Genomic DNA, 16747 nt, shown 5'->3' on the forward strand with positions numbered 1-16747 from the left:
ATTGTACGGAATTTTACACCAATAGGCAATAACATTGTATAATTAAGAATACATGACTTTCATATTTTAGGATGCTTTCTACTTAACCTTGTGATTTACGAGGTAGAATACCCTTAATGATTATGTTAACTTAAGAATATCCTAGATTGTTATATTAATTTATATATATTAATTTATCACTGGAGGCCATATGTCCCTTACACATATCTTTTCAGATCTTTGTAAAAGCTTTGCCACTGATGCTTTTGCGGTGAATTATACATTAGCTAAGAACCCTGAGATTTCTAGTCAAGAATTTGAGTCTGTCAAAACTATTGGTGCGGTCCTCGAAAAGCATGGCATGGATGTAACTTATGAATTTTGTAACTTACCAACAGCCTTCAAGGCCTCTGTTGTAAAAGTAGATAACCCTCAAGGTCGTTTGGTAATTTTATGTGAATATGATGCATTGCCTGAAGTAGGTCATGCGTGCGGCCACTGTGCGAGTGGTGCCATGAGCATACTAGCGGCATTAACACTCCGTAAAATGCAGCAAGACGGTGTAGCTTTCAATATGGATATCGATATCATCGGAACACCAGACGAAGAAGCGATGGGATGCAAGGTAGATATGTGCAATGCCGGCGTATTTAAAGACTATGATTTTGCTATTATGGTTCACCTCGATGGAGAGGAAACGCGTCCTAATTCACAATTCTTGGCCCTCGATTGTTTCCGCGCCAAATTCCACGGTAAACCGGCCCATGCAGCAGGCGAGCCTTGGAATGGGGTCAATGCGGTGAACGGTGTACAACTCGCTATTCATGCTATGGATATGATGCGCCAACAAGTACGCCCTGAAACGCGCATCGGTACATGGATTATCGCTGGCGGTACTGCGTCCAATGTCATTCCTCCATATGGTGAATTAGAGGTCACTGTGCGTCATACAGAACGTGACTATTTGAACGGTTTATCTGAACAGATTAAAAAAATCTTTGAAGGTGCTGCCCTTTGTACGGGTACAACAGTAGATGTTGAGTTTTATGGTAATCCTTATGATGATATGAACCAAAACCATCGTGGTACAGCGCTCATTGAAGAGGTAATGGCCGATATGGGTCTCGATTTTGAACCTGGTCCGGCGGCCCTCGGAGGTAGCTCTGATATTGGTAATGTAAGCTATCAATGTGCGGCGTTCCACCCTAAATTACGACTCGCTGGGGACGATAAAGTGTGCCACTCTAAAGAATTTGCCGCTGCCATGCTAGATCCTACTATTGAACAAACCATCATCGATGGTGCTAATATCATTGGTCGTACATTGTTGTGCTTGGTTGAGACTCCAGATATTTTACAAGAGATTGTAGCCGAATTTAATGCAACTAAATAAAGCTCTTTTTATATCTATCAGGGTGGCTGTAATATCTTAGATAGAATTTATTGTCTCCTTCAGAATTACTAATAATGGACGATAATGACACATTGCCATTTATAAAACTTTGAATTTTGGTAAAATAGGTTCCTACTTCAACATCTTGGTGATAGAGAACCCATACTACGTTATTTCCGGCGATGACAGGGATGTATTTAAACTCAAGAAATTCAAATAAACCGGCTATGGTGATACCATCTGGTACGGTAAACTCTTCGCGATGCCAACTAGTATCATCCGCTGCACAAACGGCGTCTCTATCGATTATTATGCGCATAGTATCTCGCTTCCAATCTATGTTTTAATTTCTATCTAGGTGTTCTTTTAGTTTATATTTTACACCTTATAATCTTTAATATCCTACTTAGTAGGAATATATTTATTTCTATTACTATCTATTTAATTATTTATCTAATTATATACTACTGTATTAAAGGAGGCTGCATGTCCTCAACTGAAATATTACAAATTAAAAACTACATAGGTCTCACAGGCGATAAGCCAATTCGCTTTATCGCATCTGATGTGGACGGTACCTTGGTAAATGACGAAAAGGCCATCCCTGAGGATGCTATCGAGGCGATTCGAGCGGCTCGTGAAAGTGGCATTCGCGTAGCTATCGCTTCTGGTCGTGCCTGGAATGAGATGAACGATGTCATCGGAAAATTGCCGTGCTTGCGCTATTTTATGTGCACAAATGGCGCCTATGTGATGGACAAGGATGAAAATCGCAGTCTATTCCACGTTAACTTTGATAAGGAACAAGCATTATACTTGTTGCGTAAACTCTTAACCTACGGTGTCTATGTAGAGGCCTATGTGAAAGATCAAATCTTTGGTATGTACCCACCGTCCAGATGTATTACACCTGAACGATTAAGCGCATGTGCTAGTGAGTGTAAAGCCCCTAATAAAAAGGGTTCGAATAGCCTCATGGATAATCATCTACCTAGCTCAATGAATCATCCTCAACTTGGTGTACCTGACGAACATCTACCTGGTGAAACCCATGATCGCTATGCTCTTGCTGAAAGTGATGAAGCGGCAAAAGCGACTATGTCCGAATGTGAAGTAGAACAGTCTAATTTCTTCTTTAGACCTAATATTCGTCCCTTTATCTTAGCAACGCGTACTATGGTATGTGACCTACTAGCTCATATGGAGTCTTTAGCCGAAGGTCCTGAGAAAATTCAAATATTCTACGGCGATGAACCGATGCGTCAACGGATCTTACAAGACTTGCGCGATGAATACCAAGGTCTATCTCACGATGGTACGGGCCGTGAAAGATTTTACGATGTACTGCTCTCTAGTGAAGGTAATTTAGAATTCGTATTGCCTCATACTACAAAAGGTACAGCCGTAGAAGCCTTGGCAAAACACTGGGGCTTTAGCCCAGACGAAGTAATGACACTAGGGGATAGCGAAAATGATCTGTCTATGCTACGCTTTGCAGGTGCTGGCGTTGCCATGGGCAATGCTAAACCAAATATTAAAGAAGCAGCACGGTACGAAACGACAGATAATAACCATCACGGCGTGGCAAAAGCAATCTACTCCGCCATAGCACATAACGATGAGCTAAATAAAACTAAATAGCTAAATTAAACTAAATAGCTTTAATTCCGATCGATTAGATTAGATATGTCTATATTTGAAACACTACCAGTTAAAAATAAAAAGCCTGTATTAAGTGGCGCTTGTATTAAATGGTGTTAGAAATATATCTATAATTGAGATACTACCAGTTAAAAATATATACTTTTAACTGGTAGTATCTGGAAAAAACATATATATCAGTGATGTAGCAAATTGATGTAGCGGTGTTAGATACAGGAGGTGATGTATAATGGGAAATCTAAAGTTTACTATCGATGATACTTGCGTTAAGTGTGGTGCTTGTGCTGAGGATTGTCCTGTTCAATGCATCACTGAAGGTATGACTCGTTTTAATATCGGTACAGGCTGTATCGGCTGTGGCGATTGTTATTCAATCTGTCCGGTTGGGGCTGTGAAGATGCATAAACGGGAGACTCCAAAGAGTAGTAGTCAGAAAACGGGAGACGCCAAAGAGTAATAGTCAGAATTCGGAATGTTGAAAGTCCGAACCTTAAGAATATTGGAAATTCGAACGTTAAGAATATTAAAAATCCGAACATTAAAAACTTATTTATAATTTTCATACGGAATATATGGAGTCTGAATACTTCGTATGGTATAATAAACTGTAATGAAAAATTAGCGTTTGACTCGAAAAAACGCGCTCCCCAGTACAGAAATGGATGGGCATAAATAATAGTGAATATACTTTCACAAAGATGCATATGGAGGAAGGCATGGAAAACAAGGAATTTGTAATTGTTGTTGACTTTGGTGGTCAATATAATCAATTGATCGCGCGCCGTGTTCGTGAAAATCACGTATACTGCGAAGTATATCCATACAACAAAGCGCTGGAAAAAATTAAAGAATTAAAGCCGCAAGGTATTATCTTCACAGGCGGTCCTAACAGCGTGTATGAAGAGAACTCTCCAAAAATCGAAAAAGAGATTTTTGAACTTGGTATTCCTGTTCTTGGCATGTGCTATGGTATGCAAATTATGGCGCATACATTGGGCGGCGAAGTTAAATCTGCCGATAACCGTGAGTTCGGTAAAACACCTACTAAAGTGGACAATACATCCCCATTATTCAAAGGCTTGGACGAAGACCAAGTTGTTTGGATGTCCCATGTTGACTATGTAGCAAAAGTTCCTGAAGGTTTTGAAATCGTTGCGCATACAAAAGACTGCCCTGCAGCAGCTATGCAAAACAAAGAGCGTAAATTATATGCTATGCAATACCATGCAGAAGTATTGCACACTGAACATGGTAAAGAAATGCTTCACAACTTCTTGTACGAAGTATGTGGTTTCGCAGGCACATGGACAATGGCAAACTATGCAAAAACTGCTATTGAAGAAATCCGTAACACTGTAGGCGATGGCAAAGTATTGTTAGCATTGTCTGGCGGTGTAGACAGCTCCGTTGCGGCAGCTCTTATTTCTAAAGCTGTAGGCGACCAATTGACTTGTATCTTCGTTGATCATGGTTTAATGCGTAAAAACGAAGGCGACGAAGTTGAAGCAGCTTTCAAAGATTCCGGTATGCATTTCATCCGTGTCGATGCTGAAAAACGTTTCTTAGATAAATTGGCTGGTCTTGAAGATCCAGAAGCGAAACGTAAAGCTATCGGCGAAGAATTCATCCGCGTATTCGAAGACGAAGGCCGTAAAATCGGCTCCGTCGACTTCTTGGCGCAAGGTACAATCTACCCTGACGTTATTGAGTCCGGTACTGGCGAAGCAGAAGTTATCAAATCTCACCACAACGTAGGCGGCTTGCCTGCAGTTGTAGACTTCAAAGGCCTTATCGAACCATTGCGTAATCTCTTCAAAGACGAAGTGCGTGAACTTGGTTCTGAATTAGGTTTGGCTGACTATCTCGTATGGCGTCAACCATTCCCAGGTCCTGGTCTTGCTATCCGTGTAATGGGTGAAATCACGAAAGATAAACTCGATATCTTGCGTGATGCGGACTACATCTTCCGTGACGAAATTGCAAAAGCTGGTCTTGATCGCGACATCAACCAATACTTTGCAGTATTAACATCTACACGTACTGTAGGCGTTATGGGTGACTTCCGTACATACGATTACACATTGGCATTGCGTGGCGTAACAACAACAGACTTCATGACTGCTGACTGGGCGCGCATCCCTTACGACGTATTGGACACAATCTCCCGTCGTATCGTAAACGAAGTACAACACATCAACCGTATCGTGTACGATATTACATCTAAACCACCTGCTACAATTGAGTGGGAATAAAAATTAGAACAACATAGTATTTAAAGAATACATATACAAAGGCCTTTCATCGTTATGGTGAGAGGCTTTTTGTGAAAGTAGTAGTTGCTCTAATTTATTTTTTCTATTTTGTTGTTACTAGTAGATATCTTTAAGGAAATCAGGGTATGGAAACCATAAAAGAATTTTTAGTTAGTGACATATATTTAGATATTATAAAAGAGCTAGGTGTCGATAACTTTAATCAAGACGTACAAAGTGTTGAAGTAGAAGAGCTAAAAAATCGATTGAGACAGAGACAATTCTTACTAGAAGGCTTTAATTGTAAGGTGCTTTCAGAAAAAGAGATGGTGCAGTTTTACGAGCAAATGATAGAAGAATATGGAAAAGATATTATCGTTTGGTCTAAAAAGTTTTGGCAATATAACGATGATACTATTGATTCATATCCAGATGGTGAATTTCCTATAGGTGAAGATCTGTCTGAAGATGACGAATCAACTGTAATTGAAATAGGAAAATACTCTATAACAAGTATTGGTTTGTATATAATTGAATTTGACCTCTTGAAGAATCATCAAGAGATAGTAGCTGACTATTATAAAAGATTGGGCATTCCTCGGGCCGCGAAATATGCAAAAGACATGATAGCATTTTATAAAGAGGTTTTTACTTTAGGTATTTAAATATTAATGATTGAGGGCTGTTTTGTTACAGCCCCTTTTATGTTATACAAAAAAATTGGTATACTGATTTTAAGTTATAGATTTTGGTTAAATAGTTGTTTGAAAATAGAGGGCCTATGAAAACGACAAAATCTTTCGGAGAGTATCCAAAATATTCTCTCCATGATGCAAGAGTCCAAAAAATAGAATACGTAGACGATAGTTTAATCTTTACATTTGACTATATTTTTTCTTATGAGAACGGTATTGAACAAACTCATAAGGCCAAGATTGTATTTGAGAAATGTGATGTTGATGATCTAGAAATTCTCGTTTTTAATAGTACAATCTTAGATACTTTCAAAGGTAAAAGGATTGATTTACCTCAGTATCAGCAGGATTATAGTGAAAGTGAGTTCGAGGTCATTACAGAGACTTATAACTGGGGCCGAGCAGTATTCCAAGGGTGGTTACGGACCGAAGGGAATCCCGTACATTGTATAATGAACATATACTTTACAGGTGATATGGTATATGTAATCGATGAGGCCTAATATGAGTAATTTAGATTTTACTATTTGCTGTATAGTTACTTTCTTTAGCAAGAAGAGGGGGACTCCACCGAATTTGAATAATGGAAAGTATTGTCCTCGTCTTGTTATAAAGGGTTCTAATCAGATGTTAGGTGTAAATTTTATTGATGGTGAAGATGTCATCTTTGATCGACCAATACGAACTAATGCTCTGCCAGTAAATGAAGATATAGATTATTCTGCCTTACAAGTAGGTACAGAGTTCTTTATCATAGAAGGCAGCACTATTGTTGGTGAAGGGATTGTAAAAGAAATTTTTCAACATAAACCACATGGGAGAAAACAATTGTAGAGTATTATATCCATTGGTGGTTCTATAATCTTTAGAAGGAGCTTTTATGGCGATTACGTATACAGAAGAACGAAATTTTACCCCTCAGCAAGTAGCGGATTTATTTCTATCTGTTCGTTGGGTAGTAGGTAAATATCCTGATCGATTACACAAGGTTCTCATGAATTCGTCTCGTGTGATTTCTGCGTGGGATGGTGACCGTTTAGTTGGTCTTATTCGTGTCATGGATGATAGCGAGTTGGTGTGCTTCATCAATTATGTACTGGTTCATCCTGAGTATCATGGCCGCGGTATTGCTGGTCATTTGCTAGAAGTGGTGAAAGAGGCTTACAAGTCTTACCTGTACATTAATGTTATGATTGGTGATAGCAAGAATGCACCATTTTATGAGAAACATGGATTTAAGGTAAAAGAGAATTCCTTGCCAATGCAATATCGGAATGTGCCGAAATATACAAAAAAATAATTGGTCGGATAATCTGTATAGCAAGTAAGTGGTCAAATTGTTAATAAAAGGCTACACGTACATAGAGTTACGTGTAGCCTTTGTTATGTAAAACGGTATATACTAGAATCGATATGTAGATACGATGGAGATGGATATGGATATTTTAATACGAAAAGCGACAACCTCTGATTTAGATTTGTTAACACATATAGAAGCAATTTGTTTCCCTCCTGCTGAGGCGGCGCCTCGTGAGGCTTTTAAGGAACGATTAGATCATTATGCAGGTCAGTTTTTAATTGCCTTTGACGGCGATACACCTATTGGTTTTATCGATGGTTTTGTGTCTGATGATGAAATCTTAACGGATGAGATGTTCGCCGATGCTTCGCTGCACAATCTGAACGGTGCATGGCAAATGATTTTTGGCCTAAATACATTGCCAGAATACCGCAACCGTGGTGTTGGAGGTCAGTTGATAGAGGCTTTCATAGACTTGGCCAGAGAGGAAAAACGTAAGGGTGTCATTTTAACATGTAAGGAAGAAAAGATTCCTTATTACGCAAAGTTTGGTTTTGTAAATGAAGGTGAATCAGAGTCTGATCATGGTGGTGCCAAATGGTATCAGATGCGTGTTGCGTTTTAGTGACTTTGTTATGGCAATATAGTTATTAATCGATAAAAATAAATTATAGAGTTTGATGGACATTTTTATAGATTGTTCTAATGAGAAGCTAAAACTCCGCTTTGTGGTTGAGTTTTGGCTTCTTTTTTGCTAAAAAGTGTAGATGTTACAAGGATAGCCTTACCCCTATACGTTTATTGACACTGTATATAGCGCATGCTACGATGAGAAAAATCACATATGATTGGGTTAGGTGTTTATAGACTTAATAGAGAATTTGGTACAAGCCAAAGCGGTCACGCCACTGTAACAGCGAGGGACTTTGCATAAATGACGATATGCTCTTAGTCACTGAGATAATATCTTGGGAAGGCGCAAAGTAACGTTAAACTGAAGCCAGGAGAACTGCCTAATTAACAATTGCCAATTGACCTGCGAGTGACAGGGATGGGGATTTGCATAGATGAATGGTCGAACTATAAGTATATAGTTGGTAGTTCATTCTATCTATTAGCTTTTAGGCGTGGTAGTTAGTCTAACTGAGATGACAGCCCGTTTCCTCTTCGTGGGGAAACGGGCTTTTTGTGTTGATAACATGTGATTGTGTATTTTGAGAGTTTTGAATTGAGGTGCTTTTATGTTTAAGAAAAAGAAATTTATGGCTTATCTTGCCACGGTGCTCCTGCTAGTTGTGAGCATGATTATGACAGCTTGTGGTGGTCCAGCAGATACGAAAAAGGATGCCGCACAATCTGGCAAGCAAATTGAGATTACAGACGTAACAGGTCAAAAAGTTACGTTGAAAAAACCTGCAGAACGCGTAGTAGTTCAATTGAGTGCTTCTGGTGGGGCCTTCTTGACTATGGCTGCATTGCAAGGCAAAGATGTGGCTAAGACTATTGTTGGTATTGACCCTTATTTGAGCAAGTTGCGTACAGATATGTGGGATCGTTACAAATCTGAAGTGCCAGAGTTGGAAAAAATTCCTCTCATTGGTAACGTAAATGACAAAACATTTGATGTGGAAAAAGTAATTTCCTTGAATCCAGATGTTATCTTCATGCCTTTATACTTTAAAGATCAATACGAGTCTGATTACAAACCTAAAATCGATGCAGCTGGTATCCCTACTATTTATATCGATTACCATGCTGAAAAGCTTGAAAACCACCAAAAATCTATCGAAGCTATCGGTAAAGCATTGGGTAAAGAAGAGCGTGCAGCAGAAATCAACAAGTTCTATACTGAACGTTTAACAAGAGTTATGGACCGCATTAGCAAAATTAACAAACCAAAACCAACTGTTTACATTGAAACAGGTAACGAAGGTCCAGAAGGTTTAGGTTTTGCCTATAGTGCAAACGTAGCATGGGGCGCATTAGCAACTCAAGTTGGTGGCGACCTTATTACTAAAGATGTAGTTCAAAAAGCAGGTCCTGTTAACCCAGAATTTATTTTGGAAAGAAACCCAGATATCATCATCATTATCGGTTCCTACTGGCCTAAGAAACCGACATCCATGCGTTTAGGTTTCGATACAAATGAAGCAAAATCTCAAGCGTTGTTGAAAGCTTTCACCACAGAACGTCAAGGCTGGCCTGAATTGAAAGCCGTTCAATCTAAAAACGTTTACTCTACTCACCATGGTTTACCTCGTGAAGTATATGACGTTGCAGTATTCGAATATTTAGCTAAAACATTCTACCCTGAGGAATTCAAGGACGTAGATCCAGAAGGTACACTTAAGGAATTCTATGACAAATTCCTTCCATTCTCTTACGGTGGCGTTTGGTTTATGCAGTTGAACTAAAAAGGAGTTTTTCGTAGTGACAGAAACTAACAATCAGTACAATTATAAGAAACAGAGCTATAAAAAGCTCATGTTTATTATCATCGGTCTGATCATTTGCGCGGTAAGTTTTGTTACCGATATTATTGTAGGTCCTGCATCACTTACGTTGAGTGATGTATGGCTAGCATTAACAGACCCATCCGAGGTTTCCAAAAATGCGTATGTCATCATTTGGTCAATTCGCCTTCCGACGGCCATTATGGCATTACTGGTAGGCGCCTCCTTGGGCATTGCTGGTGCTGGTATGCAAACTATCCTTGATAACCCGTTATCTAGCCCGTATACACTTGGTATATCTGCAGGGGCTGGCTTCGGTGCTTCTCTCATGGTAGTTGTAGGCGCTAGTGCATTAGAGTTTTTAGGTGTCTTTATGGTTCCATTCGGCGCCTTCGTATTTGCTAGTTTGACGAGCTTCTTTATCTATTCCATCAATAAGATTAAGAATTTCTCTTCTGAAACGATGATTCTCGCTGGTATCGGCATGATGTTCTTGTTCCAAGCACTTCAATCCTTGATGCAATATATGGCATCTCCTGAGGCCCTTCAAAACATCGTATTCTGGACAATGGGTAGCTTAGCAAAGGCAAACTGGATTAATATCTCCATCGTTCTCCTCGTGCTAGTTATCATGCTTCCACTCATGATGCGTGAGTCTTGGCGTTTAACGGCTTTAAAATTAGGCGATGAAAAGGCCTCTGGTCTAGGTGTTGATGTTGAAAGCTTGCGCGTAAAAGTATTTGCTTTCATTTCCCTTATCACTGCCGTAGCCGTTTCCTTCGTTGGAACTATTGGTTTTATCGGTATTGTAGGTCCACATATTGCACGTATGCTCGTAGGTGAGGATCAACGGTATTTCTTGCCTCTATCTGCAGTGTGTGGCATGGCGATTTTGTCTCTCGCATCTATTGCGAGTAAAATGCTCGTTCCTGGGGCGATGTTCCCAATCGGTATTGTGACAGCAATCATCGGCGTACCTTTCTTCTTCTCGTTGGTATTAACTAGGAAAAGGAGCTATTTCAAATGATTGAAGTTCATAATTTAACCTTTGGCTATTCCTCTACGGAAGACGGACAAATCTTGAAGGGCGTTGATTTTGCCGCTAAAACTGGTAAATTGACGGCTCTCATCGGTACCAATGGTGCTGGTAAATCTACACTGTTAAAAACAATTATGGGTATCTTGAAAGGCAAGGGCGACATTACCATCAATGGTAAATCTGTAGCTGAATATTCTACAAAGGATTTCAGTAGTACAGTGAGCTACTTGTCTCAAGATAATGACTGTAGAGTCAATTTGACTGTTTTTGAAGTCGTTATGCTAGGGCGCATGGGATCCATGTCCTTCCGCGTAAGTGATGAAGACATTGCAGCTACACAAGAGGTGTTGGAACGGTTGAACTTGCAACGCTTTGCATCGCGCAGCATTATGGAGCTCAGCGGTGGTCAACGCCAACTTGTGTTCATGGCCCAGGCCCTTGTAAAAGAACCTAAAATCTTAATTCTTGATGAACCGACGAGTGCGCTAGATTTGCACAAGCAATTTGACTTGTTAACATTGCTAAAAAATCTGACTCAAGAAAATGATTTTACAACACTTGTAACATTACATCATCTTGATCTGGCGGCTATGTTCGCAGATGAAATCATCGTGCTCAAAGAGGGTAGAGTATACGCTCAAGGTGCACCGAAAGACATCTTTACAGAAGCCATGATGGAAGATGTATACCGTGTTAAAACTAAAATCTATATGGACGACAAAGGCATGCCTCATGTCATTCCATTAGAAGCTATTAACTGATTAACGCATCAGTTCAACAAATAAAAGAAGCTGAAATCTTTGCAGTGCATTGATTTCAGCTTCTTTTTTGTAAGGAAAAATATTAAGTTTCTACAATTACTTTAATTAGACTATACGGGTTTGCCTATTATTGTGTACACCAAAATTCATATGGTTAATTAAATGATTTCCTTTACCTGTGCCACGCCTTTATCGGTCAGCATATAGTACCCATTTGTTACGTACAACAAGCCTTGTTTCTTAAGGTGTGATGCGGCTTGGTGGGTATAGTCTGGTTTCCAGTTCAAGTGTTCGTGAATGGTGCCGATACCATTTTCAATGGCCGCCACAGGTGTGTTCATATGGGTATAGATGTGGCAGAGCATCATCGTTTCTCGATAGTGACGACGCAAGTGGCGCTGGCGAAGATAGGTTGCAATATAGCCTGTCTTTGGCGTGCCAATAACGGCAATTAATAAGGCGAGACCGATTGTTGTTGCGATAGCGCCTGCAATGGATACGTCTAGGGTGAAAGCGACTTCTGTACCGATGACGGCACAGATAATGCCGATGATGATGCTGCTAGTGAGCATGGCTTTCACAGAGTCCGTCCATAAATAAGCGATAACCGCAGGTCCGATCATGAGGCCGATAACGAGGATAGCGCCTACTGCTTGGAATGAAGCTACCACGGTAAGGGACACCATGGTCATCAGCACGTAGTGGATGAGGGCAGGCATGAAGCCGAAGAGCCCTGCTAATAGTGGATCGAAGGTAGATAGCTGCAATTCCTTGTAGAAGAGCATAACTAATACGAGGTTGATGACCGCTACTCCAAGAGAAATCCATAGAGATACAGGACCTAAGTCGGTACCGTTTATAATCCATCTGTCGAATGGGGCGAACGCGATTTCCCCTAGAAGTGCCGTATCTACGTCAAGGTGTGCGTTACCGCTATAGAGACTGACGAGGATGATGGCAATGGAGAAGAGGAGCGGGAAGATGATACCAATGGACGCGTCTTCGTTGACGAGGCCCGTGTTATGAATCATCTCTGTAAGCCATACCGTTCCTACGCCGACTACGGTTGCCCCTACTAAAAGCAAGGGAGAGTTTAAGTCTTCCGTTACAAAGAAAGCGAGCACGATGCCGAGGAATACGGTGTGCGTAATGGCGTCAGCCATCATGGACATGCGGCGTAGCACGAGGAATACACCAGGGATAGCACACGCGATGGATACCGCAATAGCGATGAGTAAAATCTCTGTATGTACTGTCATGGGGCACCTCCTATGCGAGGCTGCTCTGCTCTATATATTTTTTGTTGTAAATCGGAGGGACTTATCTTTGCAGTTTCTGATAATAAAGCTTGTTTTGATTGTTTGTTTTTACGATATTGCCACAAGATGCCTCTATTAGGTGCAAATATGAGGCTCAACAGTACGATAACCGACAGAATGACGATGATCGCAGGACCTGTAGGCAGTTTTTGTACTGTTGTACTCCAAATGGTACCGCCCATAGCAGATACCATGCCGAAACATCCTGCTAGTATACACATGGTACCGAGCTTGTTCGTCCACTGACGGGCCCCTACGGCCGGTGCAATGAGTAGGGAACTAATCAAGATAGCACCTACTGATTGAATGCCGATGATGATGGTCATGATCAATAGTGAACGATATAAAATGAGTGTAAAGGTGACGGGAATTTGCAATGTTTTAGCGTATTCTACGTCAAAGGAAATGAGTTTTAGCTCTTTCCAAAATAAGGCTGTTAAAACGATTATGATGAGCGCTGCCGCCGATGTAATGTACACATCGCGGGCTAATATGGTGGCGGCTTGTCCAAATATAAATTTTGAAAGCCCCGCCTGACCTGCATTGTTCAGACTTTGAAGGTAGGTGAGTAGAACCATACCAAGACCAAAGAAAGCAGATAGTATAGTAGCTAGAGCACCATCGAATTTGATTTTACTGTTTTCAACGGTGATGGTTATGAGCCACGCCGCAGTGATAGAGGACAGGGCGGCACCTATAATGAGTACCTCAATGTCTTTTATACCGGTCAGCAAGAATGCGATAACGACACCGGGCAGTGCCGCGTGGGAGAGGCCGTCACCGATGAGGCTTTCCTTGCGCAGTACTGCGAAGGTGCCTGCAATACCACTGGCAAGGCCCAAAAGAGCTGTGCCGAGCAATACCATCTGTGTTGTATAGGATTGGAGTATGGTCATACAATCCTCCCCTTGCCGTAGGTGCGCTCGATGGCCTCATCAGTAAAGGTATCTACTACGGGGCCATAGGCAACAGTTTGCTTGTTGACCATCGTTACCCAGTCGAAATATTGAGGTACCGTATTTAAATCGTGGTGTACGACGATTACCGTTTTACCGCGCGCTTTCATTTCTTGTAAAAGGGAGATAATGGCGTGCTCCGTCGTTTTATCGACGCCCTTGAAAGGCTCGTCCATGAGGTATATATCTGCCTCTTGTACGAGGGCTCTCGCGAGGAATACACGCTGTTGTTGGCCCCCTGAAAGTTGACGGATTTGCCTGTTTACATAGTCGCTCATGCCCATTTTTTCAATCATGGAGAGGGCGAGCTCCTTATCCTTTTTACTTGGTCGTTTGAACCAACCTAGATGACCATAGCGACCCATAAGTACAACGTCTAATACGGTAGTGGGAAAGTCCCAGTCTACGCTACCGCTTTGAGGGACATAGGCGATTTTCTTGTAATCCTTTTTGTCCATTGCAAGGTGGTGGTCGATATAAAACTTAACACTACCTGAGATAACTGTTAATAGGCCTAACATGGCCTTTAATAATGTAGATTTACCGGCTCCATTAGGGCCGACGATGGCCGCTAAGGAACCGATGGGTACCTTCATATCTACGTCCCATAATACAGGTTTTGTCGTATAGGCTACGGTCATATCTTCAACTTCAACGGCCCATTCCATAGAGACCTCCTTTTATCAATAGTGCTACTAGCTAATATTGCTAGTAGCACTTGTACTTACAATAACAAAGTAAATTTAAAACTATCTAAGTCCTAAGTCCGAACTGTAACCAGACCTGTAAATTTACTTTGTCGTATTTGATTAAGTTAATCAAATCATTGTTTATTTAAGTGCTTTAACGATGGTATCGATGTTAGCTTTTACCATGCCAATATATGTGCCGCCTTCAGTGCCTTCAGAACCGAGGGAGTCGGAGTATAATTCGCCACCGATAGCAACGTTCCAGCCTTTAGCCTTAGCTGCTTCTTGAACGGCTTCAATTGTTTTGTGTGGTACAGAAGATTCTACGAAGATTGCTTTAATTTTGTGATCTACGATAAATTGAACAAGTTCATTCACATCTTGTGTGCCAGCTTCTGTAGCAGTACTTACACCTTGTAAACCTTTTACTTCAAAGCCATAAGCGCGAGCAAAGTATTGGAAGGCATCGTGTGCTGTTACGAGAACGCGAGATTCTTTAGGAATAGATTCTGCTTGTGCTTTAATATATGCATCTGTTTCATCTAATTTAGTGAGGTATGTATCATAGCGTTTTTTGAAATCCTCTTTGTGAGCTGGATCTGCTTTCGCAAGACCTTCGTAAACTGCTTTGGCAGCAAGTTTCCAGTTAGCTACATCGAACCAAATATGAGGGTCTTTAGTTTTCACGCCATCTTCTTCATCAAAATCGAGTAGAGTGGCTGGATCAATAGCGTCGGATACGCGGATAGTAGCTTTATTTTGTTTTGTTAAATTGTCGAAAATGGAACCCATTTTACCTTCTAAGTGAATGCCGTTGTACACCACAACATCTGCTTTAGACATAGTTGTTACATCGCCGGCGCTAGCTTGGTAGAGGTGAGGGTCTACGCCAGGTCCCATGAGTCCTTGGACGGATACATGGTCACCGCCAATTTCTTTTACTAAATCCGTTAGCATTGTAGTAGTAGCTACAACATTTAATTTTTTCTGATTGTCTTGGGCTGCATCTTTTCCACAGCCTGCTAATGCGAATAACATAAGTGCTAATGATACGACAATTAGTAAGATTCGATTAAATTTCATAATAAACCTCCTTTTATAGGTACTGCGTTAAAAACTTTAGTTATCTTGTTAATACATAAGTGATACAATCTACCCTTATTTAAGCGGAAAAATAGCCACTACTAACGTAGCGGCTAGTGGCAGTTATACGGTTTTCTGCTAAGGTCACAATTGTTAAGGGATGAGAGATTGTAGATGGTTTGGCCCAATGAGGGCAACGATACCAAGTACCATCATGACCTTCATTTGAATACGCTTTCTACGTCTCATGATGAACCTCCTTTGTGTAATTTTTTGTCATATCAACCTGATATGTAAGTCCGAACAGTTATCTTGAAATCAATATATCATAAATGAGAAATTTTATCAATAATAATTTATTCTTTAAATATTCATCTTTATTTAGTATGATATTATGCATAGACAAAATGAATAAGGAGGCTTATTATGAATAAATTATTCCGATACACTGCTGCAGCTGTACTCGTTGCATCTTTCGGCATGTTAGGTAATTATACAGCTGATGCGGCAAAGTTTTTAGAATCTCCAAGAGAGGTTCATATTGTGAAGCCTGAGTTGCCTGAGATTCCTCAAACGGCTACGGTGGCGCCAGATATGCGCGTACGCTTCTTGATTGATAAAAAAGGGAATGTTAAAAATGTTTTCGTTGAACGCTCCTCTGGTTATGCTCCTGTTGATGAAGCAGTAAAAAAAGCAATCATGCAGTGGAAATTTACACCTGCCATCGGCACGGATCAAAAGGCTCATGAATCTATTATTGGGATGACAATTACTCTGCCTAAGCATGCTGTAACAGCTAAATAAGGAGATAATGATGAATAAAGTGTTGCGTTGTACAATGTTGAGCACATTGTTTGTAACTGGTTTGCTGGCCTCTGTATTGGCGGCGCCTTATAAACCGCCTACAGCGGTATCTACGCCAGCTGTAGACCAAGCGGTTCTTGCCGGTTATAGCGGTGCTGTTCATGGTGCAGATGTACGTTTTACCATCAATGAAGACGGCTCTGTAGGGGATATTGAGATTGTAGCATCTAGTGGATCCAGCGCTGTTGATGCGGCTCTCGTTGAAACTATTTCTACATGGCGATTTAATCCTGCTACAGACTCTAATGGTAATCCGGTAGCATCTTCTAAAACTGAATATATTGATTTTTAATATCCAATAA

The 16747-nt window shown here is 40.7% G+C and carries 19 protein-coding genes and 1 riboswitch; of the genes, 14 read left to right on the forward strand and 5 right to left on the reverse strand.

What is annotated here, in order from left to right; translation table 11 throughout:
* The first annotated feature begins 190 nt into the window (after positions 1 to 190).
* Complete coding sequence (locus tag VRHSUH09_RS02565) at positions 191 to 1372, forward strand: amidohydrolase (RefSeq protein WP_105081291.1); 1182 nt, start codon at positions 191 to 193, stop codon at positions 1370 to 1372.
* Here VRHSUH09_RS02565 and VRHSUH09_RS02570 read toward each other — a convergent pair.
* Positions 1365 to 1691: a hypothetical protein gene (locus VRHSUH09_RS02570; RefSeq protein WP_054748203.1), complete on the reverse strand. Its 327-nt coding sequence runs from the start codon at positions 1689 to 1691 to the stop codon at positions 1365 to 1367. The two genes, VRHSUH09_RS02565 and VRHSUH09_RS02570, sit on opposite strands and share 8 nt — an antisense overlap.
* 167 nt (positions 1692 to 1858) lie before the next feature.
* On the opposite strand from VRHSUH09_RS02570, the gene VRHSUH09_RS02575 reads away from it, so the two are divergent.
* From VRHSUH09_RS02575 to VRHSUH09_RS02625, 11 genes are all read left to right on the forward strand, one after another.
* Positions 1859 to 3013 carry an HAD family hydrolase gene (locus tag VRHSUH09_RS02575; protein WP_054748201.1) on the forward strand — a complete coding sequence of 385 codons (1155 nt, stop codon included), beginning with the start codon at positions 1859 to 1861 and terminating at the stop codon, positions 3011 to 3013.
* Between the two features lie 250 nt (positions 3014 to 3263).
* Positions 3264 to 3491 (forward strand): DUF362 domain-containing protein, encoded by a 228-nt coding sequence (locus VRHSUH09_RS02580; protein ID WP_105081292.1) that lies wholly within the window; start codon positions 3264 to 3266, stop codon positions 3489 to 3491.
* Between the two features lie 259 nt (positions 3492 to 3750).
* The gene (guaA, locus tag VRHSUH09_RS02585) at positions 3751 to 5286 is read left to right on the forward strand and encodes a glutamine-hydrolyzing GMP synthase (protein ID WP_009352029.1); all 1536 of its coding nucleotides are present in this window, start codon (positions 3751 to 3753) and stop codon (positions 5284 to 5286) included.
* A gap of 146 nt (positions 5287 to 5432) precedes the next feature.
* Positions 5433 to 5951 (forward strand): hypothetical protein, encoded by a 519-nt coding sequence (locus VRHSUH09_RS02590; RefSeq protein WP_054748195.1) that lies wholly within the window; start codon positions 5433 to 5435, stop codon positions 5949 to 5951.
* 116 nt (positions 5952 to 6067) lie between these two features.
* The gene (locus tag VRHSUH09_RS02595) at positions 6068 to 6484 is read left to right on the forward strand and encodes a hypothetical protein (protein ID WP_105081293.1); all 417 of its coding nucleotides are present in this window, start codon (positions 6068 to 6070) and stop codon (positions 6482 to 6484) included.
* Between the two features lies 1 nt (position 6485).
* Entirely contained in the window at positions 6486 to 6815 is a 330-nt protein-coding gene (locus VRHSUH09_RS02600; RefSeq protein WP_054748191.1) for a hypothetical protein, read from the forward strand.
* A 46-nt stretch (positions 6816 to 6861) separates the two neighbouring features.
* Positions 6862 to 7281, forward strand: a complete 420-nt coding sequence (locus VRHSUH09_RS02605) for a GNAT family N-acetyltransferase (protein ID WP_054748190.1) — start codon at positions 6862 to 6864, stop codon at positions 7279 to 7281.
* A 136-nt stretch (positions 7282 to 7417) separates the two neighbouring features.
* A complete protein-coding gene (locus VRHSUH09_RS02610) occupies positions 7418 to 7906 on the forward strand; it encodes a GNAT family N-acetyltransferase (RefSeq protein WP_105081294.1) in 489 nt (162 codons plus the stop codon).
* A 213-nt stretch (positions 7907 to 8119) separates the two neighbouring features.
* Positions 8120 to 8312, forward strand: a riboswitch (cobalamin riboswitch).
* Between the two features lie 210 nt (positions 8313 to 8522).
* A complete protein-coding gene (locus VRHSUH09_RS02615; protein WP_105081295.1) occupies positions 8523 to 9695 on the forward strand; it encodes an ABC transporter substrate-binding protein in 1173 nt (390 codons plus the stop codon).
* A gap of 16 nt (positions 9696 to 9711) precedes the next feature.
* Positions 9712 to 10761, forward strand: a complete 1050-nt coding sequence (locus VRHSUH09_RS02620; protein WP_105081296.1) for a FecCD family ABC transporter permease — start codon at positions 9712 to 9714, stop codon at positions 10759 to 10761.
* The gene (locus VRHSUH09_RS02625; RefSeq protein ID WP_105081297.1) at positions 10758 to 11534 is read left to right on the forward strand and encodes an ABC transporter ATP-binding protein; all 777 of its coding nucleotides are present in this window, start codon (positions 10758 to 10760) and stop codon (positions 11532 to 11534) included. The genes VRHSUH09_RS02620 and VRHSUH09_RS02625 overlap by 4 nt, the downstream gene beginning before the upstream one ends.
* Positions 11535 to 11692: 158 nt before the next feature.
* Here VRHSUH09_RS02625 and VRHSUH09_RS02630 read toward each other — a convergent pair whose 3' ends face one another.
* The 4 genes from VRHSUH09_RS02630 to VRHSUH09_RS02645 form a co-directional block, all read right to left on the reverse strand.
* The gene (locus tag VRHSUH09_RS02630; RefSeq protein ID WP_105081298.1) at positions 11693 to 12793 is read right to left on the reverse strand and encodes a metal ABC transporter permease; all 1101 of its coding nucleotides are present in this window, start codon (positions 12791 to 12793) and stop codon (positions 11693 to 11695) included.
* A complete protein-coding gene (locus tag VRHSUH09_RS02635) occupies positions 12790 to 13749 on the reverse strand; it encodes a metal ABC transporter permease (protein ID WP_105081299.1) in 960 nt (319 codons plus the stop codon). The genes VRHSUH09_RS02630 and VRHSUH09_RS02635 overlap by 4 nt, the downstream gene beginning before the upstream one ends.
* On the reverse strand, positions 13746 to 14477 hold the full coding sequence (locus VRHSUH09_RS02640; RefSeq protein WP_005378256.1) for a metal ABC transporter ATP-binding protein: 732 nt from the start codon (positions 14475 to 14477) through the stop codon (positions 13746 to 13748). The genes VRHSUH09_RS02635 and VRHSUH09_RS02640 overlap by 4 nt, the downstream gene beginning before the upstream one ends.
* Positions 14478 to 14639: 162 nt before the next feature.
* Positions 14640 to 15581, reverse strand: a complete 942-nt coding sequence (locus tag VRHSUH09_RS02645) for a metal ABC transporter solute-binding protein, Zn/Mn family (RefSeq protein WP_054748179.1) — start codon at positions 15579 to 15581, stop codon at positions 14640 to 14642.
* A gap of 426 nt (positions 15582 to 16007) precedes the next feature.
* Here VRHSUH09_RS02645 and VRHSUH09_RS02650 point away from each other — a divergent pair, with 426 nt between their 5' ends.
* Together VRHSUH09_RS02650 and VRHSUH09_RS02655 are read left to right on the forward strand one after the other, a co-directional pair.
* Positions 16008 to 16385 (forward strand): energy transducer TonB, encoded by a 378-nt coding sequence (locus tag VRHSUH09_RS02650; RefSeq protein WP_054748177.1) that lies wholly within the window; start codon positions 16008 to 16010, stop codon positions 16383 to 16385.
* Positions 16386 to 16395: 10 nt separating this feature from the next.
* Complete coding sequence (locus VRHSUH09_RS02655) at positions 16396 to 16737, forward strand: energy transducer TonB (RefSeq protein WP_105081300.1); 342 nt, start codon at positions 16396 to 16398, stop codon at positions 16735 to 16737.
* Positions 16738 to 16747 lie beyond the last annotated feature (10 nt).

Origin of the sequence: Veillonella rogosae JCM 15642, assembly GCF_002959775.1 — a bacterium.
Lineage (GTDB): Bacteria > Bacillota > Negativicutes > Veillonellales > Veillonellaceae > Veillonella > Veillonella rogosae.

Bases quoted from the DNA above. Each gene is read 5' to 3' on its own strand.
- VRHSUH09_RS02640 (WP_005378256.1), bottom strand. From the start codon at position 14,477: ATGGAATGGGCCGTTGAAGTTGAAGATATGACCGTAGCCTATACGACA.
- VRHSUH09_RS02615 (WP_105081295.1), top strand. From the start codon at position 8,523: ATGTTTAAGAAAAAGAAATTTATGGCTTATCTTGCCACGGTGCTCCTG.
- VRHSUH09_RS02580 (WP_105081292.1), top strand. From the start codon at position 3,264: ATGGGAAATCTAAAGTTTACTATCGATGATACTTGCGTTAAGTGTGGT.
- VRHSUH09_RS02625 (WP_105081297.1), top strand. From the start codon at position 10,758: ATGATTGAAGTTCATAATTTAACCTTTGGCTATTCCTCTACGGAAGAC.
- VRHSUH09_RS02635 (WP_105081299.1), bottom strand. From the start codon at position 13,749: ATGACCATACTCCAATCCTATACAACACAGATGGTATTGCTCGGCACA.
- VRHSUH09_RS02655 (WP_105081300.1), top strand. From the start codon at position 16,396: ATGAATAAAGTGTTGCGTTGTACAATGTTGAGCACATTGTTTGTAACT.
- VRHSUH09_RS02595 (WP_105081293.1), top strand. From the start codon at position 6,068: ATGAAAACGACAAAATCTTTCGGAGAGTATCCAAAATATTCTCTCCAT.
- VRHSUH09_RS02630 (WP_105081298.1), bottom strand. From the start codon at position 12,793: ATGACAGTACATACAGAGATTTTACTCATCGCTATTGCGGTATCCATC.
- VRHSUH09_RS02600 (WP_054748191.1), top strand. From the start codon at position 6,486: ATGAGTAATTTAGATTTTACTATTTGCTGTATAGTTACTTTCTTTAGC.
- VRHSUH09_RS02590 (WP_054748195.1), top strand. From the start codon at position 5,433: ATGGAAACCATAAAAGAATTTTTAGTTAGTGACATATATTTAGATATT.
- VRHSUH09_RS02610 (WP_105081294.1), top strand. From the start codon at position 7,418: ATGGATATTTTAATACGAAAAGCGACAACCTCTGATTTAGATTTGTTA.
- VRHSUH09_RS02575 (WP_054748201.1), top strand. From the start codon at position 1,859: ATGTCCTCAACTGAAATATTACAAATTAAAAACTACATAGGTCTCACA.
- VRHSUH09_RS02565 (WP_105081291.1), top strand. From the start codon at position 191: ATGTCCCTTACACATATCTTTTCAGATCTTTGTAAAAGCTTTGCCACT.
- VRHSUH09_RS02570 (WP_054748203.1), bottom strand. From the start codon at position 1,691: ATGCGCATAATAATCGATAGAGACGCCGTTTGTGCAGCGGATGATACT.
- guaA (WP_009352029.1), top strand. From the start codon at position 3,751: ATGGAAAACAAGGAATTTGTAATTGTTGTTGACTTTGGTGGTCAATAT.
- VRHSUH09_RS02650 (WP_054748177.1), top strand. From the start codon at position 16,008: ATGAATAAATTATTCCGATACACTGCTGCAGCTGTACTCGTTGCATCT.
- VRHSUH09_RS02605 (WP_054748190.1), top strand. From the start codon at position 6,862: ATGGCGATTACGTATACAGAAGAACGAAATTTTACCCCTCAGCAAGTA.
- VRHSUH09_RS02645 (WP_054748179.1), bottom strand. From the start codon at position 15,581: ATGAAATTTAATCGAATCTTACTAATTGTCGTATCATTAGCACTTATG.